Origin of the sequence: Nocardiopsis prasina DSM 43845, from assembly GCF_000341265.1 — a bacterium.
GTDB lineage: Bacteria > Actinomycetota > Actinomycetes > Streptosporangiales > Streptosporangiaceae > Nocardiopsis > Nocardiopsis prasina.
Window position 1 is genome coordinate 14,363 of sequence record NZ_ANAE01000137.1, and the last position, 24,561, is coordinate 38,923.

Sequence of the window (24,561 nt, forward strand, 5' to 3'; positions counted from 1 at the left end):
TTCCTTCTCTTGTCGTGTCGCCCGAGCGGGGCCCGTGTCCGCCGGGGCTCAGCTGGAGGTGATCGCGCGCGCCTGGGCCAGGTCCGCGCGGATGCGCTCCACGCCCGTGGTCAGCTGGGGCAGCTGGTGGTTGGAGTTGTGCAGGTCCAGGAGCCGCCGCCGTTGGCGGTCGGCGGTGCCGCACATCACCAGCCGTGTCGCGAAGGCGCCGACCATGCCGACCAGTCCGAGCATCGCGACCCACATCAGGAGGTCGGCGAACGCGTCCCACGGGGTCAAGGAGAGGACGAGTCCCAGGGGCAGACCGAGGAGGGAGATCCGGCACCAGCGGATGATCCGTCCGGTCCGGTTCTGGAGCTCCACCTTGTTCACGAGTTCCTCGTGGGTGGTGGACACCTCGGAGTAGCGGGTCTCCCAGTAGCGGCGCTGCCTGGCCAGGGCCTGGAGGGTGCCCAGCGAGCCGTAGACCGCCGCCGCGTACCCGGCGTTCTCGGGGGTCCCGGAGTTGGACACGCGCTGCCACAGGATGTCCACCCACTCGGCGACCCCGGTGTCGCCGTTGTCGTCGGGCGGGACCATCAGCTGCGGGTTCAGGAGGAGGGCCAGCACCAGCGCCGGGTTGACGTTGGGCTGGCTCGACCGCCACCCGACGAGCCGCTGCGAGAGCTGTTCGTGCAGGAGGGTTCCGGAGCGCTCGGCGCGGTCCAGGTGTTCGGCCAGCCTCTGGTACTCGGCGCTCTCGGGGCCCTGGTAGGCGCTGAGGACGCGCAGGAGTTCGGGGCGGGCCAGCAGGACCATCTCGTTGCTGAGCGGGGCGCCGGTCAGGAGGGGGCCGGGGTCGGCGAAGAGCGCCCGGAACTCGGCCAGGGACACGCCCCGGCCTCGGAAGACCGGAGGCAGGTCGGGGCGGGTCTGGGCGATGAACGAGGCGACCGCGAGGTTGGCGTCCCGGACCTCGCGCCGGAAGAGGGAACGGTCGACGATGGTGTCGCCGAGGTCGTCCATGAGCCAGGCGCCCAGGGCCGCGCGCTCGACGGGGTCACTGAAGACCTGGACCGCGGCGCCCCAGTTCTGCTGCATGGCCTCGGCCAGGCCGCCGGGTTCGTGGAAGCGGACGCTGACGAAGTGGTACGGCGGCGTGGCCCCGGAGTGCCCGGTGTTCGGGGTGTGGAATCCGCTGGGGGGCGCGGGGTAGGGACCCGACGCGGCAGAGGGGTACGCGCCGTTGGGCGGCGGGGTGTGCGCCCCGCTGGGAGGCGCGGGGTAGGGGCCGGACTGCCGGGCGTGTGCGGCGCCCTCCCGCGCGTCGGACGGGGACATCCGCGTGTAGGTACGGGTGGGGGCGGCATCGGCCTCCCCGGCCACCCTGGTGGGGTTGGGGGGGTTCGCACCGGCGGGCGGCTGACCGGCGACCCTGGTGTGGTCGACGCCGATCCGGGTCCGGGCGTCCGGCCGGTCGGCACCGGGGGCGATCGTCGTGGGCGTGTGGTCGCCGCCGGATCCGGCGGCGCGGACCGGACCGTTCCCGGCCGGGGCGGAGATGAGCCACCGCATGAGGGTCTCGGCGTCGGGCCGGCCCGAGGGCTCCTTGTCCAGGCAGGCCCGGATGGTCTCGGCGAACGCTCCGTCCAGTCCTGCGAGGTCGGGTTGTCCGCCGAGGATGCGGGCGATGCGAGCGGCCTGGGTGGGGCCGGGGAAGGCCTCCCGGCCGGTGGCGGCGAACACCATGACCGAGGCCCAGGCGAAGACGTCCACGGCGGCGGTCAGCCGGGCGCCCTCCAGCTGTTCGGGGGCCATGTAGCCGATGGTGCCGACCACCCCGCTGGCCGTGACGGAGGTCGACTCCACGGCGCGGGCGATCCCGAAATCGATCACCCTCGGTCCGTCCGGGGCGAGCATGATGTTGTCCGGCTTCAGGTCCCGGTGCACCACGCCCGCCGCGTGGATGGCGGCCAGGGCGGTCGCGGTTCCGACGGCCAGGCGCTGGAGCTCAACTCCCGTGCGCGGGCCGTCGGCTTCGACGGAGGCCTGGAGGGTGGGGCCGTCGATGTACTCGGTGGCGATCCACGGCTGGGCTGCGTCGGGGTCCGCGTCCAGGATCGTGGCGACGCAGAAGCCGCTCACCCGCTGGGCCTGCTCCACCTCGGCGGCGAAGCGGCGCCGCATGTCCGCGTCCCCGGACCAGCTCGCGTGCAGGAGCTTCACTGCGGCACGGGTGCCGTCCTCCGCCTCGCCGAGGAACACCTCGCCGAAACCGCCCCGCCCCAGGGAGCGCAGAAGTCGGAAGCCACCGGCCTCCTCCACTCGCATGCCCTGGCCCTGAGGGTCGTCCACAGCCCGCCCCGTCTCTCGTACGTCGTTTCCCGGCCCCGAGCGGGGCGCCATGTCAGGGTGCCACAGTGAACTGACCGCCCGTACACGGACTCGGTTCCACCCCCGGCGCATCCGATACCGCGCCGTTACCTGCGGATGCGCCCGTGGTCGCCTCGCAGGACGCGATCCACCAGGTCGTCCCGCAGAGCGCCGTAACCCGTGGCCGCCCAGACGCTCTCGTCGGCCGGTACCTCGTAGTAGGGCACCTCACTCCCCCGGTGCTGATCGGGCAGTACGCGCGGGCGGCCGCGGCCCCGCACCGCCCTGGCGCACTCCGCGCACAGCGGGACGCGGATGGTGCGGGTGCCGCCGAACTCACGCCAGTCGGTCTGCTTGGTGGTGGTGCCGTGCAGGGGGTTGGCGTAGCAGTGCACCCGGGGCCCGCGGGACCTGGACCGGCTGCGCAGGATGGCGTCCTCGGCCATGTCGAGCAGGACGAGGACCCCGACGGCGTCGGGCAGGGAGGGCTCGGTCGCGAGCATGCGGTCGTGGACCTTGGCGGCGGCGGAGCGGGCGTCCAGGGCGTGCTGGAGGAGCCGGGTGGCCGCCTCGTTCTGGGAGCGCGAACGCAACTGACCCAACCGCTCCCCCAGTTCGACGAGGTCCGTGGCGCCCCGCTCCACCAACCGGTCCAGGGCGGCGCGGTCGGCGTTGTCGAACCCGGCGTGCTGGGTGACGGCCAGGGCTGGCAGCGAGGGCACCCTGGCGCGGCGGGAGCGCCAGACCGCGCCGACGGCCAGGAGAAGCGCCAGGGCGGCGACAGACGGCCACAGCCAGCCGGGCGCGCCCGTGCCGTCGCCCCGCCAGAAACCGGACATCGGTCCGGCGGCGTCCTCCCGCTGTTCGTCGTAGGCCTCGCTTGCGGCGGTGTAGGCGGCCTCGGGGTCCTCGGACAGGGCCGACTCCACCGAGACCTCGACCAGCTCACCGAGGTTGCCGCTGAACCCTGTGGCGTAGGAGGAGGTGAGGGCGCCGTAGTGGGCGGGAAGGTCCGTTCCGCTCCCGTAGTCCCACCCGTGCATGCGGTCGTTGGCGAACACCAGGATGTGGGCCCGGCCGCCGCCCATGTGGTCGTGGACCAGGACGGCGAGGTTCTCGGGGTCGCCGTCCCAGGTGTCCCCTTCCACCATCGGTACCGCGACCACGTACAGGGGCAGGTCGGAGCCCTCGATGAGTGCGACGGTCTCCTGACGGACCTCCTCGGGCAGGGCGCTGGAGTAGGCGGGGTCGACGTGGACCGGCGACTCGGCCAGGGAGGAGGCGATCGCCTCGGTGGCGTTCTCCGGCACGGTGTCGGCCGGTGCGGCGGCGACGGGTGCCGCACCCATGAGGGTGAGGGCCAGAACCGCGCCCAGGACGGAGGGCACCTCGAACCTACGCATCGCTCTCCTCCAGAATCCCGTCGACGAGGCCGCGCTGCGTCGATCCGTAGTTGGTGTGCACCCAGACGCGGTCCAGGCTCAGGTGCGGGACCCAGGCCCCGCCGATCCGCAGCTCCAACACGCGCGCGGTACGGGCGTCGTTCTGGAGGCCCAGGCAGGTGTCGCACAGCGGGCGGCGCCCCGACACGACCTTGACCCTCCCGACCCGGTCCGCCCGGCCGTGCAGGGGGTTGGCCGAGCAGACCGGCCGCCGTCCGGCCCCGGGGTCACCGGAGATGCCCGCACGGGCGCGCCGGGCCAGGACCGTGACCCCGAGGAGGTCGAGGGCGTCCGTGGGGCGCCGGAGCACGACCAGGGCGGCGTCGGCGTCGCGCATGGCCGACGCGGGAACCTCGCCGTTCCCGGCCGCCTCCAGCTCCCGGACCATGGCGTGGGTCTCCGACAACGCGAGTCGGCGCAGCGCCCGCGCCCCCATCCGCGTTCGACCGCCGACCGTGCCCCCGCGCACGGCGCGCACGGTGGCCACCAGGAGGAGCAACGCGCCGAAGACGAGCCCGGAGAGGAGGGGCCCGACCACGAGGAGGCAGGGCAGGAAGCCGTCACCGAGGAACCGTTCGGACCTCGGCCCGGGGTCCTCGTCGTAGGAGTGGGCGAAGAGGGGTTCGGTGTCGGGCTGACCGGGGTCGGTGGGCAGCGCGGTGAGGGCGGGCAGCGCGGCCTCGACGGCCTCGGCCGGGGTGTCGGCGACCACGTCCCGGACGGCCGAGCTCAGGGCGTAGGCGTCGATGCCCAGGCCCGAGGACCCGGCGGCGAGTTCGACCCTGCCCTCGAAGTCGGTGGTGGCGACCACGTACACGGACGGTCCCTCGGTGAGCGCGGCCAGCGAGTACGCCAGCACCTCGGGGTCCCCCTCCGACTCGTCGGACGGGCTCATGGACATCACCAGGGCGCGGACCGGGATCTCGGCGTCCTTCAACCGCTCGGCGGTGGCGGTCAGGCCGGTGCGGTCCATCGTGACCAGGGGCGCGACGTACAGCGGCGCGGACCCGGTCTCGGAGACCAGGCGTTCGACCCGCTCGGTGTTGGCGACGTACGGCGGGACGGACTGGACGTCCGGAGTCTCCCAGGCGGTCTCCACCCCTCCCTTGGGCACGCTCATCATGTAGGCGTAGGGCCCGGCGACCGCGGCACCGGCCAGGGCCAGGGTGAGCACGGACACCACGGTCACCTCGTGGCGCCGCCGACGGCCGCGCACGGAGCGCCACCATACCCAGACCACACCCGTCCCGAGCAGGAACCCGGAGGAGAGCCCGGAGAGGGTGCCGAGGTTCTCGGCGCCGACCGAACGGGTCGGGTCGACGTCGTCGAGGAACTCCTCCCAGAAGACCGCCAGCGCGCCGGGTTCGGTCCGCCCCTCGTGACTGTCCACGGGCGCGGTGGCCTCGCCCCGCAGGCGTTCGACGAGGACGGCGGCGACCTCGTCGGGACCGGAGTCGTACTCCAGCCTGGGGTCGTCGCTCAGCGAGCGCAGGCTCTCCTCCGCCGGGAGGTCGTAGCCGCGTACCCGCACGTCCTGCGTGTAGGTCTCTGGCCGCAGGTGCACGTACACGCCGTCGCGGTCGAGCCGGTCCATCACCGCGGGCAGGACCGGACCGGTGCCCCAGTCCGACCCCTGTCCGGGGAAGGGGCTGGCGATCACGTGGTAGGGGACGTCGAGGGTGGAGAAGAGGGCGTGCAGCTCCCGCTCCAGTTCGGCCACGTCTCCGAGGCCCGCCAGGGAGTCGTCCACGACGACGGCCGCGCCCTCGGGGCGCTCGGCGAGCTCGTCCGCGTAGTACTCGGCCGGGGTCCGGCTGTCCTCGTGGGCCTCGACCGTCTCGGGTGCTGGTTCGGCCAGGGCCGCGGGCGTCGTGGTGAGCACCGCCAGGAGCGACGCGGCGCACAGCACCAGGGCGCGTCGGAGCAGGTCCGCGCGCCATGAAAGGAGACCTGGTCCGGGGGGCGAGGGCATACCCAGAGCATATCCGGACCTTTCGGTCAGGCCGGAACGCGCGGGGGGCCACAACACGAGAAGGGCCGCCACCGTCGGTCGGACGGTGGCGGCCCTCGAAGCACCGCGTTCGCGCCTGTGGGCACGTGCGGCGGTCTCGAACGCCTCTCGCTACTTGGCGATCAGCTGGCGCAGCACGTACTGGAGGATGCCGCCGTTGCGGTAGTAGTCCGCCTCACCCGGGGTGTCGATCCGCACCACGGCGTCGAACTCGACGCCGGTGTCGGTGGTGACCTTCACCGTGCTGGGGACACGGCCCTCGTTCAGCTCGGTCACCCCGGTGACGGAGAAGGTCTCCTCGCCGGTCAGGCCGAGGGAGTCCGCGGACTCGCCCTCCGGGAACTGGAGCGGCAGGACACCCATACCGATGAGGTTGGAGCGGTGGATGCGCTCGTAGGACTCGGTGATGACCGCGCGGACGCCCAGCAGGCTGGTGCCCTTGGCCGCCCAGTCACGCGAGGAACCGGAACCGTACTCCTTACCGCCCAGGACCACCAGCGGGGTGTCCTGCGCGGCGTAGTTCTGCGCGGCGTCGTAGATGAACACCACCGGCGCGTCGGCCTTGGTGAAGTCGCGGGTGTAGCCGCCCTCGGTGCCCGGCGCGATCTGGTTGCGCAGGCGGATGTTGGCGAAGGTGCCGCGGATCATCACCTCGTGGTTGCCACGACGGGAACCGTAGGAGTTGAAGTCGCGACGCTCCACACCGTTGGCCTTGAGGTACTCGGCCGCCGGGGTGCCCGGCTTGATGGCACCGGCCGGGGAGATGTGGTCGGTGGTGACCGAGTCGCCCAGCTTGGCCAGGACGCGGGCACCGGAGATGTCGGTGACCGGCGCCGGGGTGTGGCCCATGCCCTCGAAGTACGGGGGCTTGCGGACGTAGGTCGAATCGCCCTCCCACTCGAAGGTGTTGCCCGTGGGCGTGGGCAGCTCGCGCCAGCGGTCGTCACCGGCGAACACGTCCGAGTACGCGCTGGCGTACATGTCCGAGGCGATCGCGGAGTCCATGACCTCCTGGATCTCCTCGGCCGTCGGCCAGATGTCGGCCAGGTAGACGGGCTGGCCGTCCTTGCCGGTACCCAGGGGCTCGGTGGTGATGTCGACGTCCATCGACCCGACCAGCGCGTAGGCGACCACCAGCGGCGGCGAGGCCAGGTAGTTCATCTTCACGTCCGGGTTGATCCGGCCCTCGAAGTTGCGGTTGCCGGACAGGACCGCCGAGACGGCGAGGTCGTTGTCCTGGACCGCCTGCGAGATCTCCTCGGGCAGCGGGCCCGAGTTGCCGATGCAGGTGGTGCAGCCGTAGCCGACCAGGTTGAAGCCCAGCTTGTCCAGGTACGGGGTCAGGCCGGAGCGCTCGTAGTAGTCCGTGACGACCTTGGAGCCCGGGGCCATGGAGGTCTTGACCCACGGCTTGCGGGACAGACCCTTCTCGACCGCGTTCTTGGCCAGCAGGGCGGCACCCAGCATGACCGAGGGGTTCGAGGTGTTGGTGCACGAGGTGATCGCGGCGATCACGACGGCGCCGTGGTCGACCTCGGTCTCGGTGCCGTCGGCCATGGTGACCTTGACGGCCTTGTGCGGACGCGCGCCGTTGGGCTCCTGGGCCGGGGAGTCGGAGGCCGGGAAGGACTCCGCGCCGGCCTCGTCGGCCCGGTCGGAGACGTAGTCGCTGATGTCGTGGCGCCAGGTCTGCTTGGCCGCCGACAGGGCGATGCGGTCCTGGGGACGCTTGGGACCGGCGATGGAGGGGACGACCTCGGCGAGGTCGAGCTCCAGGTACTCGGAGAACTCGGGCTCGTTGGCCGGGTCGTGCCAGAAGCCGTTGGCCTTGGCGTAGGACTCGGTCAGGGCGACCTGCTGCTCGGAGCGGCCGGTCAGGCGCATGTACCGGATGGTCTCGTCGTCGACCGGGAAGATCGCGGCGGTGGAACCGAACTCCGGGCTCATGTTGCCGATGGTGGCGCGGTTGGCCAGCGGCACGGAACCGACGCCCTCGCCGTAGAACTCGACGAACTTGCCGACGACGCCGTGGTCGCGCAGCTTCTCGGTGATGGTGAGCACGAGGTCCGTGGCGGTGGTGCCGGGCTTGAGCTCACCGGTGAGCTTGAAGCCGACCACGCGCGGGATGAGCATGGAGATCGGCTGGCCGAGCATGGCGGCCTCGGCCTCGATGCCACCGACGCCCCAGCCCAGGATGCCCAGGCCGTTCTGCATGGTGGTGTGCGAGTCGGTGCCGACGCAGGTGTCGGGGTAGGCCTGGCCCTTGCGGTCCATGGTGACGCGCGCGAGGTGCTCGATGTTGGCCTGGTGCACGATGCCGGTGCCGGGCGGGACGACCTTGAACTCGTCGAAGGCGGTCTGGCCCCAGCGCAGGAACTTGTAGCGCTCGTAGTTGCGCTCGTACTCGATCTCGACGTTGCGCTCGAAGGCGTCGGGGCGACCGAAGAGGTCGACGACGACGGAGTGGTCGATCACCAGCTCGGCGGGGGCGAGCGGGTTGATCTTGTCCGGGTCGCCGCCCATGTCGCGGACGGCCTCGCGCATGGTGGCGAGGTCGACGACGCACGGGACGCCGGTGAAGTCCTGCATGATCACCCGCGCGGGGGTGAACTGGATCTCCTGGCTGGGCTGGGCCTTGGCGTCCCAGTTGCCGAGGGCCGTGATGTGCTCGGCGGTGACGTTCGCGCCGTCCTCGGTGCGGAGGAGGTTCTCCAGCAGCACCTTCAGGCTGTAGGGAAGTCGGTTGTAGCCTTTGACGGCGTCCAACCGGAAGATCTCATACGACTCGTCGCCAACGCGCAACGTGTCACGGGCGCCGAAGCTGTTCGCGGACACGGTGTCTGCCTCCTGATCTCGCCACTTTGTCCCCAGCATCCTGCCCCATGGGGTGGATGCGGGACCTACTGAGGCCGCCCTAACCGGATCACCGGGGCACGGGGGTCGCGGATGAGCACCCCCATCGCCTCCATGATCCATCAGGGCCGCTTTGACCTGCGACGACGCCACATCGTCACCGGTCGCGGCCGACTGGCCGCGGACACTCACGGGCCCGGGACTCACTGCCGAAAAGCGGTCGACCTCACAGGCCCGAGCCGGGAGCGGGTGGGGGGAACCCCGCTGTTATCTTGATGTCAAGGTATCCAACTTGTATCTCGATATCAAGTTATCGGGTGGGGCGCATCCCCCTCGGACACCCCCCGTGCCCGGTCCCGTTCAGTCCAGCTGCGGTGCCACCGCCGAGGCGACCAGCTCCAGGTGGTCGAGGTCGGACAGGTCCAGGACCTGCAGGTACATTCTCTCCGCACCGGCGGCCGCGAACCGGCCGATCCGCTCCACGATCTCGTCGGGAGTACCGGCGAGACCGTTCTGGCGCAGCTCCGACACGTCGCGGCCGATCCGGGCGGCCCGCTTGGACACCTCCGCCTCGTCACGCCCCGCACACAGCACCTGCGCCGCCGAGTACACCATCGGCACCGTGCGACCGGACGCCCGGACAGCGTCAGCGGTGCGCCCGAAGGCCGCCTCGGTGTCCTCCAGCGAGCAGAACGGAACGTTGTACTCGTCGGCGAACTTGGCCGCCAGTCTCGGCGTGCGCTTGGGGCCCGTCCCTCCGATCAGCACCGGCGGGTGCGGACCCTGCTGCGGCTTGGGCAGGGCCGGTCCCTGCGCCAGCCGGAAGTGCCTGCCCTCGTACCGGAAGGTGTCCCCCACCGGGGTGGACCACAACCCCGTGATGATGTCGAGCTGTTCCTCGTAGCGGTCGAACCGCTCCCGCGCGGAGTCGGGGAAGGGGATCCCGTAGACCGCGTGCTCCTCCTCGAACCAGCCCGCGCCGAAACCGAACTCGACCCGGCCGCCGCTCATGCGGTCGACCTGCGCGACGGAGATGGCCAGCGGGCCGGGGTGGCGGAAGGTCGCCGCCGTCATCAGGGTGCCCAGACGGATCCGGGAGGTCTCCCTGGCCAGACCGGCCAGGGTGATCCACGCGTCAGTCGGACCGGGGAGCCCGCTGACGTGGTCGCCCATCGACAGATAGTGATCAGACCGGAACAGGGCGTCAAACCCGAGGTCCTCAACGGCTCGGGCGACGGCGAGCTGGTCCTCGTAGGTGGCCCCCTGCTGGGGTTCAAGGAAGATCCTCAGGCGCATACGCCCCATTTTCTCCCACCGCACCGACCGTTCGGAAACCGCCGCGCGGGTACTGTGGAAAAGCCGAGGTCAGCGCCGACGGATCCCGGCCGCCCCCGCCTGAACCGTTCCGTCCCCGACCCGCGATAGCCCTCCACGTGAAGCTTCTCCGCCGCGCACGACGACGCGCACCCGCCTACGGACCCGACAGCGCCGATCCCGTGCTGCTGTCCGCCGTCGCAGCCGGGGAGACCGAAGCCCTGGAGATCCTGCACCGAAGACACGCTCCCTGGCTGCGGGCCCGGCTGCGCTACCGCTGCTCCGACAACGACCAGCTCGACGCCGCCCTCCAGGAGACCTTCCTGGCGGTGTGGCGCAACGCCGGCTCCTTCACCCCCCGCCCGGGGGACAGCGACGCCGGGGCCTGGCTGTGGACCATCGCGATCCGCCAGCTCATCTCCCAGCTGCGCAAACGCGCCAACCGTTGGATCGCCGAGAGCGAACCCGAACCGTACGAGACGATCGGCGACGCGTCCGCCGAGGACACCGTGCTGCTCAACATCGAGCACGGCCCCCTGGGCGCCGCCCTGCACGAGCTCTCCCCCGAACTGCGCTCGGCGATCCAGGCCACCGTGCTCGACGGCCTGACCGTGCGGGAGGCGGCGGAGATCCTCCAGATACCCGAGGGAACCGTGAAGACACGGGTCATGCGCGCCAAGGCGCGGCTACGGGAGGCACTGACCACATGAGCTGGCACCTGACCCACGACCAACTCCACCGGTACGCGGCGCACACCGCCGACGACGTCACCGCGATGTCCGCCGAGGCCCACCTGACGCACTGCGCCCACTGCCGTTCCCTCCTGCCCGCCGACGAGGACTGGCTGGACCGCAGCTGGGCCGACCTGCGCGACGTCGTTGACCAGCCCCGGCGCGGCGCGGTCGAACGCCTGCTCTCCGCGATCGGCCTGCGCGAGAACACCGCCAAACTCCTGGCCGCCACCCCGCAGCTCTACCGGGCCTGGCTGGGCGCCACCGTGCTCGTACTGACCATGGCGTTGGCCGTCGCGCACGAGGTGCCGCGCGGCTCCCTGCTGTTCTCCATCACCGCGCCGGTCGTGCCCCTGATCGGGGTGGCCCTCGCCTACGGGCGGGGGGTGGACCCGGCCCACAGCCTCACGTCCGTCACACCCCTGGCGGGGTACCGGCTCCTCTTCCTGCGCACGGCGGCGGTCCTGGTACCCGCCCTGGTGCTGTGCACCACGGCGGCGCTCCTGATGCCCTCGGTCTCCACGCTGTCAGAGGCGGTCTTCTGGCTGCTGCCCGCGCTGGCCATGGTGGCCGGGTGTCTGGCGCTGAGCCGGTGGATGGCGCTGAGCCTGGCCGGAGGGGGCGTCGGTGCCGCGTGGCTGCTCGCCCTGGTCCTGCTCGGGGCAACCGACGGCCTCGACCCGCTGCTGCTGTTCACACCGACCGCGCAGGCCAGCTGGGCGACGGCGCTCGCCCTGTTGGCCGGGGTCGTCCTGCTCCGGGTGAGGGCCGCGTGACCACCGGCACCACGGGCGAGGGGGTCTGGACAGCGAACCGGGTCAGCGTGAGCGGGCTGGTCCGCAGTTACGGCACACGCCGGGCCCTCGACGGGATCGACCTGGAACTGGGGCCGGGGGTGACCGGTCTGCTCGGGCGCAACGGCGCGGGCAAGACCACGCTGATGCGCTGCCTGGCCACCGACCTGGAGGCCAGCGGCGGCCGGATGCGGGTGCTGGGACGCGACCCGGAACGGTCCGCGGACCGCACCGAGATCCGCCGCCGGATGGGTTACCTGCCGCAGTTCCCCTCGTTCTACCCGCACTTCACCGTGTTCGGACTGCTGGACTACGTGGCGGTGCTCAAGGAGCTGGGCGGGCGCCGGGAACGCCACGACGAGGTCCGCCGCGCCATGCGCAGGGTGGACCTGTACGACCGCAGGCACAGCCGGGTGCGCCGTCTGTCCGGCGGTATGCGCCAGCGCCTGGGGCTGGCGGCGGCGCTGCTCGGCGACCCCGAGCTCCTCCTGCTCGACGAGCCCACGATCGGCCTGGACCCCGAACAGCGCATCCGGTTCCGCGACCTCGTCTCCGAACTCGCGGTGCGCAGCACGGTGGTGCTGTCCACGCACCAGATCGAGGACGTGGCCGCGCTGTGCCGTCGGGTGCTGTGCCTGGACCAGGGCCGGGTGATCTTCGACGGCACACCCGGGGAGCTGGTGGCCCGGGCGCGCGGCCGGGTGTGGGAGCAGGGTTCGCGCCCCGAGGAGGGCGTGACCTCCTGGCGGCTGGCGGACGGCCGCTACCGGGTGCTCGTGCCCGAGGGCGTCGAGAACCCGGACTCGGCGGCGCGCGTCCCGGTGGAGCCGTCGCTGGAGGACGCCTACCTTCTGCTCACCGGGGCACGGAGCGGTACCCGGTGAGCGGCGTCCCGACGTTCTGGGCGCTGACCCGGTTCAACCTGCGCCACCTGCTGGTGAGCCCGGTGTTCCTGGTCGTGGTGCCCGTGGCCCTGGTCGGGCTCGTGTACTCGGCGTACCGGCCTCCGATGCCGACCTGGTCCGACCTGATCGACCAGGTCAGGCTCCAGGCGCTGGGGCTGGCCGCGGTGATGTTCGCTGTCACGACCTTCCCGGCGATCCGGGAGGTGCGCCATTCGGAGGGGTTCGCGCTGCCGTTGTCGGCGCGCGCCCGCCTGTTGTCCCTCTCGCTGGCGTCCGTGCTGGTCACATCGGTGTGCGTGGGTGTACTGGTCCTCTCCCACCTGGTGGCCAACTCACAGCCGACCGCCGGGACGGCCAGCCCGCCCGCGGTCCTGGCCCTGTTCGTGCTGGCCTGGTGCGGGCCGCTGGGGGCGGTGGCCAGTGCCGTCTGGACCCGTTCGTACACCCCGCTGGTGGTGTTGCTGCTGCTCGTCCCCGCGTACCTGCTGTACACGGTGACGTCCATGGGGACCAGGGCCGACGAGATCCTGCGGCGGCTGAACGGCGTGGCCCGGTGGGTGCTGGATCCCCTGCCCGTCGCCGAACCCGCCGTGACCGAACTCGGTGTGCTGTCCCTGCTGCACATCTCGTTCATGGCCGCCTTCCTGCTGGTGTTCGCGTTCGCGCGGCGGGAGGGCTCGTGGTTCCTTCGGCCGGTCACTCTGGGGGCGGCGGCGCTCCTGCTCGCGGGGGTGGCCTTCGTCAACGTGTACGCGCAGCGGACCTACTCCTACGAGACACCCTTCACCGACCAGGACCTGTACGGCGCCGAGGCCGACCCGTGCCGGGTCCGGGAGGGCGTGACCTACTGTCCCCTCCCCGGCTACGAGTCCTGGATCGACTACTGGCACGCCGCGCTCTCTCCCACAGTGGCGCGGATACCCGATCGCGCCCGGGACCGCCTGCCAGTGGTGTGGCAGGGCACCCAGCACCTGCGCCGGGACGTCCGCGAGTTCCAGACCGGCGGACTGGTCTTCCCGCGTTCCGCCCAGCCGTTCCCGCCGCCGGGGACGGTCATCGTGTTCGACGAATGGGACCCCGAGGACCCCTACTACCGCGACGCCCTGGCCACCGAGGTCACCATGAACGTCCTCGGCCTCCCCCGGTACTGGGACCACTCGTGCTCGGGCGCGGGACAGGCCAGGATCGTCCTGGGAGCCTGGATGGTGTCGGCGGACGAACGGCTCGGCACCGAGGCAGCGGAGGAGTTCCTCTCCTCCTACGACCCCTCCGAACTCGACCTGAGCCTGACGCACGCGATCCTCGGCCTCCCCCAGCAGTCCGTCTCCCAGGTGGTGGAGGAGCACTGGGAGTCCCTGCTGTCCGCCGACACCACCACAGAGGAGCTGGCGGAGCTCCTGGAGCTCTCGGTGGCCGACGACGCCGTCCCCGACCCGGCCTGGGCGCCGAACCGGTGGAGCGGCCTCCCCTCCCCGTACGGCTCCGACCAGCGCGATCCCGCCTGCCGCTGACTTCCCGCGGACTCCTACTCACGCACCATGCGTGTCCGCCCCCGCGGCCGGTCGCCGACCTCGGGCAAGGGAACCCCGACGTGTCCGGTCGGCCCGCTCCACGCTACGGTGGGGGCGTGAACTACTACTGGCACAAGGTCCTTCCGCCGCTGTGCGCCTGACCGGGCGCACACGCTGACCTCCCCGAACTCGGAGGCCGCACCGATCCGGTGAGCGGCCGCTCCGTCGTGCGCCCGTCAACGATCCCTTCCCAGGCGTCCAGACGGAAAGTACGAACGTGCCAGACCACACCTCCTCCAACGCCGCGCCGCGATCGACCCCGCACCGGTTCACCGGTGGCGCGCTGCCCATCCTCGGCGCCGCCGTCCTGTGGGGCACCACCGGAACCGCCAGCTCCTTCGCGCCCGACGGCGCGCACCCGGCCGCTATCGGCTCCGCCGGGCTGGTCCTCGGCGGGCTCCTGCTCTTCCTGGCCGGCCGGGGCTCCACCGCCCTGGTCACCGGTTCCGACGCCCGGACCCGGTGGGTGCTCCTGCTTGGAGCCGTCGCCGTCGCCGGGTACCCGCTGTCCTTCTACCCCGCCGTCGCCAACGCGGGAGTGGCCGTCGGCACCGTGATCACGCTGGGCAGCGCCCCCGTCTTCTCCGGGCTGCTGGCCTGGTGCGTGGACCGGGCCAGGCCCACCGCGCGCTGGGTGACGGCCACCGTCGCGGCCGTGGTCGGCTGCGCGGTGCTGGTACTGGGCCCCGAACTCACCGGCGCCGCCAGCTCCACCAACACCCTGGGCGTGTTCCTCGCCCTGGTCGCCGGGTTCTCGTACGCGCTGTACGCGATCATCGCCGAGAAGCTGATCCGGCGCGGGCACACCTCCGGCGCGGTCATGGGGACGATGTTCGCCGGGGGCGGCGTCCTCGTGCTGCCCGTGGTGCTGGCCGCGGGAACCGCATGGCTGGCCACGGTGAACGGTGCGCTGGTCGCCCTGCACCTGGCCCTGTTCACGGTGTTCCTCGCCTACTGGCTGTTCGGCCACGGGCTGCGGCGCACCTCGGCCTCCACCGCGACCACGCTGAGCCTGGCCGAACCCGCCGTGGCGGCGGTGCTGGGCGTGGCTCTGGTGGGTGAACGCCTCCCGCTGGTCTCCTGGTCCGGGCTGGTCGTCCTCGCCCTGGGCCTGGCCGTCCTGAAGGCACCCGGACCCCGCCGCCGCTAGGCCCCGGGGTGGCGCCCCGAGGCCGGGGCGCCACCCGCCTCGTCGGTCCGAACCTCCCCCCGCGAGGGCGGATTCGGCGCGTCGGTCCGGGTCAGGTCCCCACGGTGACCTCGACGGGCCCGGGGTAGAAGGCGACATGGTCGGCGATGTCGGAGACGGCGTCGTAGGGCTGCTCGTAGGCCCACACCGCGTCGGTGAGTTCCTCGTCGCCAAGGACCAGGTCGTAGTAGGCGGCGGTGCCCTTGTAGGGACAGTAGGTGGTGGTCGCGCTCCGGCGCAGGACACCGGGGTCGACATCGGCGAGCGGAACGTACCGCACCGGCGGGTAGCCCGCCTCGCGCAGAGTCAGCGCGGTGGTGCTCCGCGCGATCAACCGGTCCCCGACGCTCACCCGCACCGGCTCGGTGGTGGGTTCGACGGTGATGGGGTGGTCCTCCCCCGGAACTCTGCCGTTCTGTGCCATGAGGGCGCTCCTTCGCTGGTGGTTCCCGGTCCCACCGTACGGCGGGGGGTTATCGAAGTGCTTATGGCCCTTCCCCTGGTAGACGGCGTACGAACGTCAGTACGCTTCCCGGCAACATCCCCCACATCCCCCACATCCCCTGATCGAAGGAAACCCCTTGCGCAGATCCGCGGCGGCCCTGGCCGCCCTGTCCCTGCTGGCCACGGCCGCCGTGCTCGACGGCACGGAAGCCCCCGCCGAGGCCGCTCCCCTGGACGGAGCCTCCGTGGTGCCCCTCCAGGTCACCGGTGACCCCTCCGAACGGTTCAACCTGGTCCTGCTGGGCGACGGCTACACCGAGGAGGAGATGCCCCTCTTCCGCGAGCAGGTGAACCAGCACCTCAACGTGCAGTGGAGCATCGAGCCCTTCCGCTCCTACCGGAACTACTTCAACGTCTACCTGGTGGAGACCCCCTCCGCGGAGTCCGGTGTGGACTGCGACCCCGCCCACGGCTGGGAACGGCGGGACACGGCGCTGGGCATGGGGTTCTTCAACGGCTGCGACGAGTCCGCCCTGGAACGCCTGCTCACCGTGGACTCGTCAGCGGCCAACGCCGCCGCCGACATGGTCCCCGGGGTGTCCGCGAACAACCGGCAGATCCTGGCCCTGGCCAACAGCGAGACCTACGGCGGCGCGGGCGGACGCCTGGCCACGGCCTCGTCGGGCAACGCGCTCTCCGCGCTGATCAGCCCCCACGAACTGGCGCACTCGCTGGGTGCGCTCCAGGACGAGTACCCGTACTACTTCCGGGACACCAGTCTGGGCCGCTACACCGGCGCGGAACCCGCTTCGGCCCACCACACCCTCATGAGCTCCGAGCGGATGCTCGACGAGGAGGCCAAGTGGTGGCGCTGGCTCGGTGAGGAGAGCGAGTCCGGCGGCACCATCGGCGCCGCCGACCCGGACGGCCACGAGGGCGGCCTCTACCACTCCGAGGGCGTCTGGCGCCCCAGCAACCACTCCATGCTCAAGACCCTGGGCTACTACTTCGACCAGGTCGGGCGAGAGGTGATGACCCACCGAATCTCGGGGCTGCGGGACCGGGCGACCCTGCCGGTCTCGTCCACCCCCGAGGGCGAGGTGGGCGCCGAGGACGCCGTGTGGGTCGAGGGCCCGCACCCCGTCCACCACGAGCTGGACTACACCTGGACGGTGGACGGCGAAGAGCTGACCGACGCCTCCGGCGCGCGCGGTCTGGAACTGGCCGGGCTCGACCTGGAAGCAGGGGCGCGGATCAGCGTCCGGGTCCAGGACCCCACCGAGTTCGTCCGCGACCCCGACATCCGCGCGTCCGCGGCGATGACCCGGACTCTCACGTGGACCGTGGGCGAGTCCCTGGAGCCCGTCGAGGCCGAGGCCGGTTTCACCCGCCACCGCGACACCGAGCGCGCCGTCAGCGCCACCGAGGTGGTCTACGCGGAGACCACCCGCCCCACCGACCGGATCATGGAGGTCGCCTGGGAGCTGGACGGGTCCACCGTGTCCACCTCGACCGACGGCCGCACCCTCGACCTGGGCGAGTTCGACCTCCCGGCCGGTGACCACGTGCTGTCCGCGACCGTGACCGATCCCGAGGGGTCGGGGTCCCAGACCCTCACCTGGACCGTGGACGCCACCGCCCCGAGCGCCCCGCGCGAGCTCTCCGAGGCAGCCGCCACGGTCGCGGGCGGCGAACACCACCTGTACCTCAACGAGTTCTCCATGCGCCTGTCCCCCGAGGACGACGGCGAGGGCCACGTGGTCGGTGAGTTCCGGGTCGACGGAGACGGCTGGCACCACTACTACGGCTGGCCGGAGGACTCCGAGGCGCCGTTCCGGTTCACCCCGGACGGGACCAACGTCGACGACCTGGTCTACGGGAGCCTCGGCAGCGGCGGCCTGTCCATGGCGGTCTTCGAGGTCGACTCCCACGAGCCCGGCTGGGGCACCCACACCGTGGAGCACCGGGCGATCGACTCGGCGGGCAACATCGGCTCCCCGGAGTCCTTCACGGCGACGGTCGTACCCGGCGCGGAGCTGGAGTGCACCGAGACCGTGAGCGGCGCGGTCAACGGCGGCCTGCGGGTCGATGAGGGCGTGGTCTGCCTCGACGGCGCCGACGTGCGCGGCAAGGTCACCGTGACCGGGGGCGCGTCCCTCGTGGTCGAGGGTGGATCCCTGAGGGGCGGCCTGTCCGCCTCCGGCGCCCACACCGTGCGACTCTCCGGCACCCAGGTGAGCGGCGCGGTGTCGATCTCCGGCACCACCTCCGAGGTGACGCTCCTGGGTTCCAGCCTTTCGGGCGCGCTGGCGCTGAACGACAACACCCAGGTGCCCGCCGACACCTGGTCCGGTGAGGCGAGCGGCTACGGGCCAGTCCTGGCCGGGAACACCGTGCGCGGCTCCGTGGCCTGTTCCGGCAACAACCCGGCCGTGACCGACTTCGGTGCGGCCAACGACGTCACGGGCTCCGTCGCGGGGCAGTGCTCCGACCTGTGACACCACCGCCCGCGCGTCCCGTCCGGCGCGCGGGCGGCCTTCGCACGACGAGGGCCCGGGACCACTGTGGTCCCGGGCCCTTCGTACGGCTCCGGTCCGGCTCCGCGCCGGACGACGCCAGCCGGGGCCAGCGCCCCGGTCAGGGGTCCTAGGCCGTGTTTTTTGGATCATTCCGCGCTCGCGACCACCAGGCTGCCTCTCACTGCGCCGATGAAGCTCGGACAGCCAAACCCGGGCGGGCCCCCGCTGTGCGACACTGCGGAGCTTGCGTAGCAGCGCACAGTAGGGGCAGCTTCACTCATCGTCTTGCGAGAGATTGCCTGGACGGCCGCTCGCATCGATGGCGGCTCCGCCGCCACCGGCGAAAGCATCCAAAAAACACGGCCTAGTCCTGCTCGGCCTCACGGTGGCGGCGGGCCAACTTGACGGGCTCCAGCACGGCCAGGCACTCGACATGGTGCGTCATGGGGAAGGCGTCGAAGGCGCGCAAACCCACCAGACGGTAACCGGAGCGGTCGAACTCGGCGAGGTCGCGGGCCAGGGTCGCCGGGTCGCAGGACACGTAGGCGATCCGGCGGGGCTTCATGCCCGCCACCTTGCGCACCACCTCGACGCCGGCGCCCGCGCGCGGCGGGTCCAGCGCCACGACGTCGGCGCGCACGTCGGCCCACTCACGCATCTGCTTGGCAACGTCGGCCCGCTCGATTCGCACCTGCGGCAGGTCCTTGAGGTTGTACTGGGCGTCGCGCACGGCGTGCTCGCCGTTCTCCACACCCATCACACGGCCCTCGGCACCGACGGCGTCGGCGAGCGCGCCGGTGAACAGGCCCGCACCGCAGTACAGGTCCAGGGCGGTCTCGCCCTCGCGGGGCTCCAGGCCGTCCAGCACGGCGGCGCTCAGGGTCTCCGCGGCGGCGGGGTGGACCTGCCAGAAGCCGCCCGCGCCCACCCGGTACTCACGTCCGGCCACGTCCTCGCGCACGCCCTTGCGCCCGCGCACCGACTGCACCCGGCCGCCCTTGAAGCGGCGCAGCACGGCGCTGGAGGCCTTGAGTTCGGGCAGCGTGCCGAGCTTGGCCGTGGTGGGGGTGACCACGATCGCGCGGTCGGCGCGGGTGGCGGAGGCGACCGCCTCGACGTCCTTGACGCCCTCCCACTTGACCTCGGTGACGCCGAGCTCGCTGACCCCCGGGTGGGCGATCAGGCACTGGTCGACCGGCTCGATGTCGTGGGACCGGTGGCGGCGCAGACCGGCGTGGCCGTCCTCGTCCACGGAGAACCGCACGCGGGTGCGCCAGCCCAGACCGTCGGGGGTCCCGGGCAGCTCCTCGACGGCCACGTCGAGGTCGATCCCGGCGATCCGGCTCAGCTGGTCGGAGACGACCTTGCCCTTCATCCTGCGCTGGGACTCCAGGGTGGCGTGCTGCCAGTCGCAGCCGCCGCACATGCCGGGGCCGGAGAACACGCACGGCGCCTCGACCCGGTCAGGGGAGGCGGTGAGGACCTCGACGGCCTCGCCGCGCAGGAAACGGGTGGTCTTCTCGGTGACGCGCACCCGGACCCGCTCACCCGGCAGGGCGTGGCGGACGAAGACGACCTGGTCGTCCAGACGGCCCACACACCATCCACCGTGGGCGACGTCGTCCACTGTCAGTTCGATCTCGTTGCCCACACTGGTCATGGCGGTGTCCTTCGCTGGTCGGGTCGTGTTACGGGTGACCCTGCGCGCACAGCCACCAACCGACCCCAATCTACCGGCCTCGGGACACCACACGCGCTGGTACGGACACGGTGGGGTCGGGGTGGTCACCCGGATCGGGCCGTTGTGTGCCAAGGTGGAACCGTCGGGGCGCGTGGGTCTGTCCGTGCTCCGGGGGTGGACGGCTATCCGACGGGAGTGCGGACGAGGTGCACATCGTGATCATGGGGTGTGGCCGCGTGGGTTCCACGCTGGCACACACCCTGGTGGATCTGGGCCACTCGGTGGCGGTGATCGACCAGGACCCCGAGGCGTTCCGCCGCCTCCGCACCGCCGTGGCCAAGCACACGGTGCGCGGCGCGGGCCATGACCGGGAGGTCCTGCTCAACGCGGGTATCGACCGCGCGGCGGCCTTCGCGGCTGTCAGCAACGGCGACAACTCCAACATCATCGCGGCCCGGGTGGCCCGCGAGGCGTTCGGGGTCCGCAACGTGGTGGCCCGGATCTACGACCCCCGCCGCGCGGAGGTCTACCAACGTCTGGGCATCCCCACCGTCGCGACCGTGCGCTGGACGGCCGACGCCATCCTGCGCCGCGTGGTGCCCGGGGACGACCGGCTGGGTGCCGCACCCGAGTGGCAGGACGCCTCGGGCAGCCTCACCATGAACGAACTCACTCCGCCCGAGCGCTGGACGGGACGTTCCCTCGCCGAACTGGAGGACGACTTCCGTCTGCGCGTGGTCTACCTGGTCCGGCAGGGGCGCATCGCGCTGGCCCGGTCCGAGGAGACCATCGCGGAGGGCGACGTACTGCACGTGGTGGGCCGCAGCCGGGACATGGCCGACCTGACCCAGCGGCTGGCCGGGCGGCACGAGGACGAGACGGGGCGTGGGTGAGATGCGGATCGCCATCGCGGGAGCCGGGAGCGTGGGCCGCTCCATCGCCACGGAGCTGGCGGGCAACGGCCACGACGTCCTGCTGATCGACAGGGACACCCGGGCGATCGGGGTGGACGACCTCCCCCAGGTGGAGTGGCTGCTCGCCGACGCCTGTGAACTGGCCACCCTGGAGGACGCCCGGCTGGGTGACTTCGACGTGGTCATCGCGGCCAGCAGCGACGACAAGGTGAACCTCGTCGTCTCCCTGTTGGCCAAGACCGAGTTCGCGGTGGACCAGGTCATCGCCCGGATCAACGACCCGGCCAACGAGTGGCTGTTCGACGACTCCTGGGGGGTGGACCTGGCGGTCTCCCCTCCGCGTCTGATCGCGGACCTGGTCGAGGGCGTGTCCGAGGAGGACCACCCGGAGGAGGGGACCCTCCCCCCGCTGCCGGGCGCAGAGATCGCGGAGTCGGTGCTGCACGCGGCCAGCCCGTTCGCGGACCGGCCCGAGAGAGACCTCACCGCCGAACTGCCGGAGGGTGTGGCCCTGGTCGCGGTGCTCGGCCCGGGCGGGGTGCGACCGCCCGCACCGGAGCGGACCCTGTCCGTGGGCAACACCGTGGTGTTCCTGGCCGAACCGGACGCGCTGGGCCCCCTGGAGGAGCTGCTGGAGCGGGTCGAGGACTCCGAGGAGTCCGCGCCCGAAGGCTGAGCACGGGCCCCGGACGCGCGCCCGGCGGTCAGGCCGAAGCGGTGGTCAGCGCTCGTCCGCGACGTCGCCGGCCGCTGCCCCGCCGGTGTCCTCGGTCCGGTCCAGGGGGGTGCGTCCGCGCGCCAGCACCCACACCATGCCCGCGAAGGCCGCCACCTGGAGCGGCCATCCCATCGCCACCTTGGACAGCCCCAGCAGGGCGAAGGTGTTGGCCCAGTCGTTGGTCTCGGCGAGCCAGAGCGGGTACTGGACCAGTACACGGATGACGCAGGGCAGCACCAGCAGCCAGGTCAGGCGGGAGGCGAGCTTGACCACGGCAGGATTGCCGCGCCAGGAGGTGAAGTCCTCCTTGTTCCCGATGAACGGACCGATCATGAGGCCGACCACCGGCCAGCGCACCAGGACCGAGAGGCTCAGCACCACCGCGTAGACCGCGTTGTAGATGATCCCGGGCAGGAAGGCGTCCTCGGCGTTGCCGCTGCGCATCGCGAAGACGGCCGCCAGGCCGATGCCGAAGAGGCTGGTGAACACGTACTGCAACGAGGAGCGCTGCACGAGTCGGAGCACACCCAGGAGCAGGGCCGCCCCGACGCCGAGGATGATCGACAGCCGCAGGTCCTCACCCGCGACGTAGGAGATCGTGAAGGTCAGGGTGGGGACGGCCGTCTCGACCATGCCGCGCTTGCCGCCCAGAGCCTCGGCGAGCTTGGTCCGGACCAGCGCCTCGACCGTTCCCTCGGTGACCGCGGGCGTCTGCGCCCGCTCCTCGGCCTGGGCCGCCTCATCGGAGGCCCGCTGCTGCTCAGTCATCCCGCTCCCGCTCCGGTGTCGCCGTACGGCCTGTACGGCCGCCAGCCATGATGCACCACCCTATGCGACCTGTCACAGCCGGGGAGTGGCGTTCTCGGCAACCGGAGACCGCCCCGGTACGGGCTTGCCCTCCTTTGTCAGGTGTTGCGGCGTGCCCCTTCTCACCACGGTCACTGGCCTCGGGGCCGCGTCCTTCCGTACCCTGGCGGCCCACCCGCTCTCGTGAGGAGTCAGCCCGATGACCACCAGGCAGGAAGCACCCGAGGAGGAGCACCTCCGCTTCGCCCTCACCCTGGACCCCGAGCTGGTCGAGGAGGGGGCCTCGCACGTGTGGTCCCCGTACTCCGTCGGCGCCGTCCTCGGCCTGTTGGCCACCGGCGCGGGCGGCGACACCCTGAAGGAGCTGGTGGACCTCGTGGCCCCGGCCAGCGGCGATCCCCGGGGGCACCTGAAGGTCCTCGACGCCGCCGTCGAGGCCGCCGACGGCCTGGACCTGGCCACCCTCAACGGCCTGTACGTCCCCGCCGACCTCCCGCTGCGCGCGCGGTTCGAGGAGCGGGTCGCGGCCCAGCCCGACGCCGAGGTGGACCGGGTCGACTTCCGCAGTGACTCCGAGGGGGTGCGCACGCGGGTCAACGGCCGGGTCTCGGACGTCACCCGGGGGCTGATCCCCGAGCTGCTCGCACCCGGCACCGTCCATCCCGACGTCCGCATGCTCCTGGTCAACGCCCTGTGGGTGAAGCTGGTGTGGGCGGAGCCCTTCGACCCCTCCCTGACCCGTGACCTCGACTTCCACGCGCCGGACCGCACCCACCGGGTCCCCGCCATGCGCCGCACGGGTTCCCTGACCCACGCGGCACACGCGGGGCTGCGCATGGTCACCCTGGAGGGCGAGCACGGTCTGGCCCTGGACGTGATCGTCCCCGACTCCCCCGGGTCCGCACGCGCGCCGGTCCCACCACTCACGCCGCGGGCCCTGCGCGGGCTGTACCAGGCACGCGGGAAGGAACAGGTGACCCTGGCGCTGCCGCGCTTCACCGTCCAGACCGACACCGCGCTGCTCGACCCGCTCGCCGCCACGCCCGCGCGCGTGCGCACGCTGGCCACCGACGCGGCCGACTTCGGCGGGATCAGCGACGAGCCCCTGAAGGTTGACGCCATCGTGCACCAGGCGGTGCTGCGCGTGGACGAGAAGGGCGCCGAGGGGGCCGCCGCCACCGCCGCCGTCATGCTGATGTCGGCCGCGGTCCCACCGCCCCCCAAGGAGTTCCTCGTGGACCAGCCCTTCCTCTTCGTGCTGCGCCGCCGGGGCGCGATCCTGTTCACCGGCCGGGTCACCGACCCCGTGGACCCGGGTCCGGCCGTGTGAACGAAACCGGCCTCAGGACCCCGGCAGGAAGTCGGCGGTGACGTCGGCCAGGGCCTCGTGCGCCTGGTCGTCGGTCAGCTCCGGTTCGGCGTCTCCGGACTGCTCGCCGTAGGCGCCGAACTGGGCGTGGTTCATGCCCTCGACCACCTCCGTGACGGCGTGGCCGGGCAGGTTCGCTCTTCGTTCGGTGACCTCCGCCGGGTTCAGGACGCCGTCCCGTCCCCCGGCCACCGACAGCACCGCGAGGTCGTCGCGGTCGGCGAGGTCCGCGCTCTCGGTGGCGTAGGAGGCCCACAGGATCAGGCCCGCCCACGCGACGTCGCCGTTCCCGGAGCCCAGGTGCTGTGCCGCGAAGGCTCCGCCCATGGAGTGCCCGCCCAGGTACCACTCGCTGATCCCGGGTGCGGCGCCCACCGCGCTCTCGCCCCGCGCGGAGTCCACCAGGGCCAGGTTGAGGCGCAGGTCCGGCACGACCACCGTGGCGCCGGTCCGGGCCACCACCGGCGCCCAGGAGGCCACGTAGGCGTCGGCCTCCACCCGGGCCCCGGGGTAGAAGACGACCCCCGTCCCGGAGGGGTTCTCCGCGGGGGTGATCAGCACGCCGTCGGAGAGCCGCTCCACGACGACGGCCGGGGCCTGTTCGGCCCGGGCCAGCGGCCCGGGCTCGGCCCGGTACGGGTCGAGAGCCCAGACCACGAAGGCAGTGGCCGCCACCAGTACCAGGGCGGTGAGCGCCGCCAGAGCCCACAGCAGGGCCCGCACACCCCGGCGTCCCCGCACGCGTTCGCCGCCCGCTCCGTCACTGTCCATGTCCGCCTCTTCTTGATTCCGGGCGCCGGTCCTCGGAGCCGTACGGAGCACTGGCGGCGCGCGAACCGTGGTCGGGCACACGCGGGCACGACGAACCGAACTCGCGGCTCACTGACTCCGTAAGCGCCCTCGGTCCGGGCGACTCCACGTCCTTTCGCACCGTATCGCCCTGTTTG

Annotated in this window: 18 protein-coding genes; 9 read left to right on the forward strand and 9 right to left on the reverse strand. The window is 72.0% G+C overall.

Annotated features, from left to right (window positions below; all coding sequences use genetic code 11):
- Window positions 1-48: 48 nt before the first annotated feature.
- The 5 genes from D452_RS0115020 to D452_RS0115040 all read right to left on the reverse strand — a co-directional run bounded on the left by D452_RS0115020 (window position 49) and on the right by D452_RS0115040 (window position 9,954).
- Window positions 49-2,334, reverse strand: a complete 2,286-nt coding sequence (locus tag D452_RS0115020) for a serine/threonine protein kinase (protein WP_051061317.1) — start codon at window positions 2,332-2,334, stop codon at window positions 49-51.
- A 125-nt stretch (window positions 2,335-2,459) separates the two neighbouring features.
- The gene (locus tag D452_RS0115025; protein ID WP_017544977.1) at window positions 2,460-3,755 is read right to left on the reverse strand and encodes a hypothetical protein; all 1,296 of its coding nucleotides are present in this window, start codon (window positions 3,753-3,755) and stop codon (window positions 2,460-2,462) included.
- On the reverse strand, window positions 3,748-5,766 hold the full coding sequence (locus D452_RS0115030) for a hypothetical protein (RefSeq protein WP_026129331.1): 2,019 nt from the start codon (window positions 5,764-5,766) through the stop codon (window positions 3,748-3,750). The genes D452_RS0115025 and D452_RS0115030 overlap by 8 nt, the downstream gene beginning before the upstream one ends.
- A 150-nt stretch (window positions 5,767-5,916) precedes the next feature.
- Window positions 5,917-8,640: an aconitate hydratase AcnA gene (gene acnA / locus D452_RS0115035; protein ID WP_017544979.1), complete on the reverse strand. Its 2,724-nt coding sequence runs from the start codon at window positions 8,638-8,640 to the stop codon at window positions 5,917-5,919.
- A 378-nt stretch (window positions 8,641-9,018) separates the two neighbouring features.
- Window positions 9,019-9,954, reverse strand: coding sequence for an LLM class F420-dependent oxidoreductase (locus D452_RS0115040; RefSeq protein ID WP_017544980.1), 936 nt, complete (start codon window positions 9,952-9,954; stop codon window positions 9,019-9,021).
- 137 nt (window positions 9,955-10,091) lie between these two features.
- Between D452_RS0115040 and D452_RS0115045 the strand changes: the two genes are divergently transcribed.
- The 5 genes from D452_RS0115045 (at window position 10,092) to D452_RS0115065 (ending at window position 15,123) form a co-directional block, all read left to right on the forward strand.
- Window positions 10,092-10,682, forward strand: coding sequence for an RNA polymerase sigma factor (locus D452_RS0115045; RefSeq protein WP_026129332.1), 591 nt, complete (start codon window positions 10,092-10,094; stop codon window positions 10,680-10,682).
- The gene (locus D452_RS0115050) at window positions 10,679-11,479 is read left to right on the forward strand and encodes a zf-HC2 domain-containing protein (protein WP_017544982.1); all 801 of its coding nucleotides are present in this window, start codon (window positions 10,679-10,681) and stop codon (window positions 11,477-11,479) included. Before D452_RS0115045 ends, D452_RS0115050 begins: the two co-directional genes overlap by 4 nt.
- Window positions 11,476-12,381: an ATP-binding cassette domain-containing protein gene (locus D452_RS0115055; protein WP_017544983.1), complete on the forward strand. Its 906-nt coding sequence runs from the start codon at window positions 11,476-11,478 to the stop codon at window positions 12,379-12,381. The genes D452_RS0115050 and D452_RS0115055 overlap by 4 nt, the downstream gene beginning before the upstream one ends.
- Complete coding sequence (locus D452_RS28340; RefSeq protein WP_017544984.1) at window positions 12,378-13,913, forward strand: hypothetical protein; 1,536 nt, start codon at window positions 12,378-12,380, stop codon at window positions 13,911-13,913. The genes D452_RS0115055 and D452_RS28340 overlap by 4 nt, the downstream gene beginning before the upstream one ends.
- A gap of 277 nt (window positions 13,914-14,190) precedes the next feature.
- A complete protein-coding gene (locus D452_RS0115065) occupies window positions 14,191-15,123 on the forward strand; it encodes a DMT family transporter (RefSeq protein WP_017544985.1) in 933 nt (310 codons plus the stop codon).
- A 91-nt stretch (window positions 15,124-15,214) separates the two neighbouring features.
- On the opposite strand, the gene D452_RS0115070 is transcribed toward D452_RS0115065, so the two are convergent.
- The gene (locus D452_RS0115070; protein ID WP_017544986.1) at window positions 15,215-15,586 is read right to left on the reverse strand and encodes a DUF427 domain-containing protein; all 372 of its coding nucleotides are present in this window, start codon (window positions 15,584-15,586) and stop codon (window positions 15,215-15,217) included.
- Between the two features lie 157 nt (window positions 15,587-15,743).
- Here D452_RS0115070 and D452_RS0115075 point away from each other — a divergent pair, with 157 nt between their 5' ends.
- Complete coding sequence (locus tag D452_RS0115075; protein ID WP_017544987.1) at window positions 15,744-18,104, forward strand: M64 family metallopeptidase; 2,361 nt, start codon at window positions 15,744-15,746, stop codon at window positions 18,102-18,104.
- 385 nt (window positions 18,105-18,489) lie between these two features.
- On the opposite strand, the gene D452_RS0115080 is transcribed toward D452_RS0115075, so the two are convergent.
- Entirely contained in the window at window positions 18,490-19,785 is a 1,296-nt protein-coding gene (locus tag D452_RS0115080; RefSeq protein WP_017544988.1) for a class I SAM-dependent RNA methyltransferase, read from the reverse strand.
- Window positions 19,786-20,012: 227 nt separating this feature from the next.
- On the opposite strand from D452_RS0115080, the gene D452_RS0115085 reads away from it, so the two are divergent.
- The gene (locus D452_RS0115085; RefSeq protein WP_017544989.1) at window positions 20,013-20,699 is read left to right on the forward strand and encodes a potassium channel family protein; all 687 of its coding nucleotides are present in this window, start codon (window positions 20,013-20,015) and stop codon (window positions 20,697-20,699) included.
- Window positions 20,692-21,396 (forward strand): potassium channel family protein, encoded by a 705-nt coding sequence (locus D452_RS0115090; protein WP_017544990.1) that lies wholly within the window; start codon window positions 20,692-20,694, stop codon window positions 21,394-21,396. The genes D452_RS0115085 and D452_RS0115090 overlap by 8 nt, the downstream gene beginning before the upstream one ends.
- Before the next feature lie 45 nt (window positions 21,397-21,441).
- On the opposite strand, the gene D452_RS0115095 is transcribed toward D452_RS0115090, so the two are convergent.
- The gene (locus D452_RS0115095) at window positions 21,442-22,206 is read right to left on the reverse strand and encodes a DUF3159 domain-containing protein (RefSeq protein ID WP_017544991.1); all 765 of its coding nucleotides are present in this window, start codon (window positions 22,204-22,206) and stop codon (window positions 21,442-21,444) included.
- A 238-nt stretch (window positions 22,207-22,444) separates the two neighbouring features.
- On the opposite strand from D452_RS0115095, the gene D452_RS0115100 reads away from it, so the two are divergent.
- The gene (locus D452_RS0115100; RefSeq protein WP_017544992.1) at window positions 22,445-23,575 is read left to right on the forward strand and encodes a serpin family protein; all 1,131 of its coding nucleotides are present in this window, start codon (window positions 22,445-22,447) and stop codon (window positions 23,573-23,575) included.
- Between the two features lie 12 nt (window positions 23,576-23,587).
- Here the strand turns inward: D452_RS0115100 and D452_RS0115105 are convergent, their stop codons facing one another.
- Window positions 23,588-24,385 carry an alpha/beta hydrolase gene (locus D452_RS0115105; RefSeq protein ID WP_017544993.1) on the reverse strand — a complete coding sequence of 266 codons (798 nt, stop codon included), beginning with the start codon at window positions 24,383-24,385 and terminating at the stop codon, window positions 23,588-23,590.
- Between the last annotated feature and the right edge of the window lie 176 nt (window positions 24,386-24,561).

What these genes read in the sequence shown, in the direction of transcription:
- D452_RS0115025 (WP_017544977.1), bottom strand. Translation starts at nt 3,755, where the DNA reads ATGCGTAGGTTCGAGGTGCCCTCCGTCCTGGGCGCGGTTCTGGCCCTC.
- D452_RS0115030 (WP_026129331.1), bottom strand. Translation starts at nt 5,766, where the DNA reads ATGCCCTCGCCCCCCGGACCAGGTCTCCTTTCATGGCGCGCGGACCTG.
- D452_RS0115040 (WP_017544980.1), bottom strand. Translation starts at nt 9,954, where the DNA reads ATGCGCCTGAGGATCTTCCTTGAACCCCAGCAGGGGGCCACCTACGAG.
- D452_RS0115050 (WP_017544982.1), top strand. Translation starts at nt 10,679, where the DNA reads ATGAGCTGGCACCTGACCCACGACCAACTCCACCGGTACGCGGCGCAC.
- D452_RS0115070 (WP_017544986.1), bottom strand. Translation starts at nt 15,586, where the DNA reads ATGGCACAGAACGGCAGAGTTCCGGGGGAGGACCACCCCATCACCGTC.
- D452_RS0115080 (WP_017544988.1), bottom strand. Translation starts at nt 19,785, where the DNA reads ATGACCAGTGTGGGCAACGAGATCGAACTGACAGTGGACGACGTCGCC.
- D452_RS0115095 (WP_017544991.1), bottom strand. Translation starts at nt 22,206, where the DNA reads ATGACTGAGCAGCAGCGGGCCTCCGATGAGGCGGCCCAGGCCGAGGAG.
- D452_RS0115100 (WP_017544992.1), top strand. Translation starts at nt 22,445, where the DNA reads ATGACCACCAGGCAGGAAGCACCCGAGGAGGAGCACCTCCGCTTCGCC.
- D452_RS0115105 (WP_017544993.1), bottom strand. Translation starts at nt 24,385, where the DNA reads ATGGACAGTGACGGAGCGGGCGGCGAACGCGTGCGGGGACGCCGGGGT.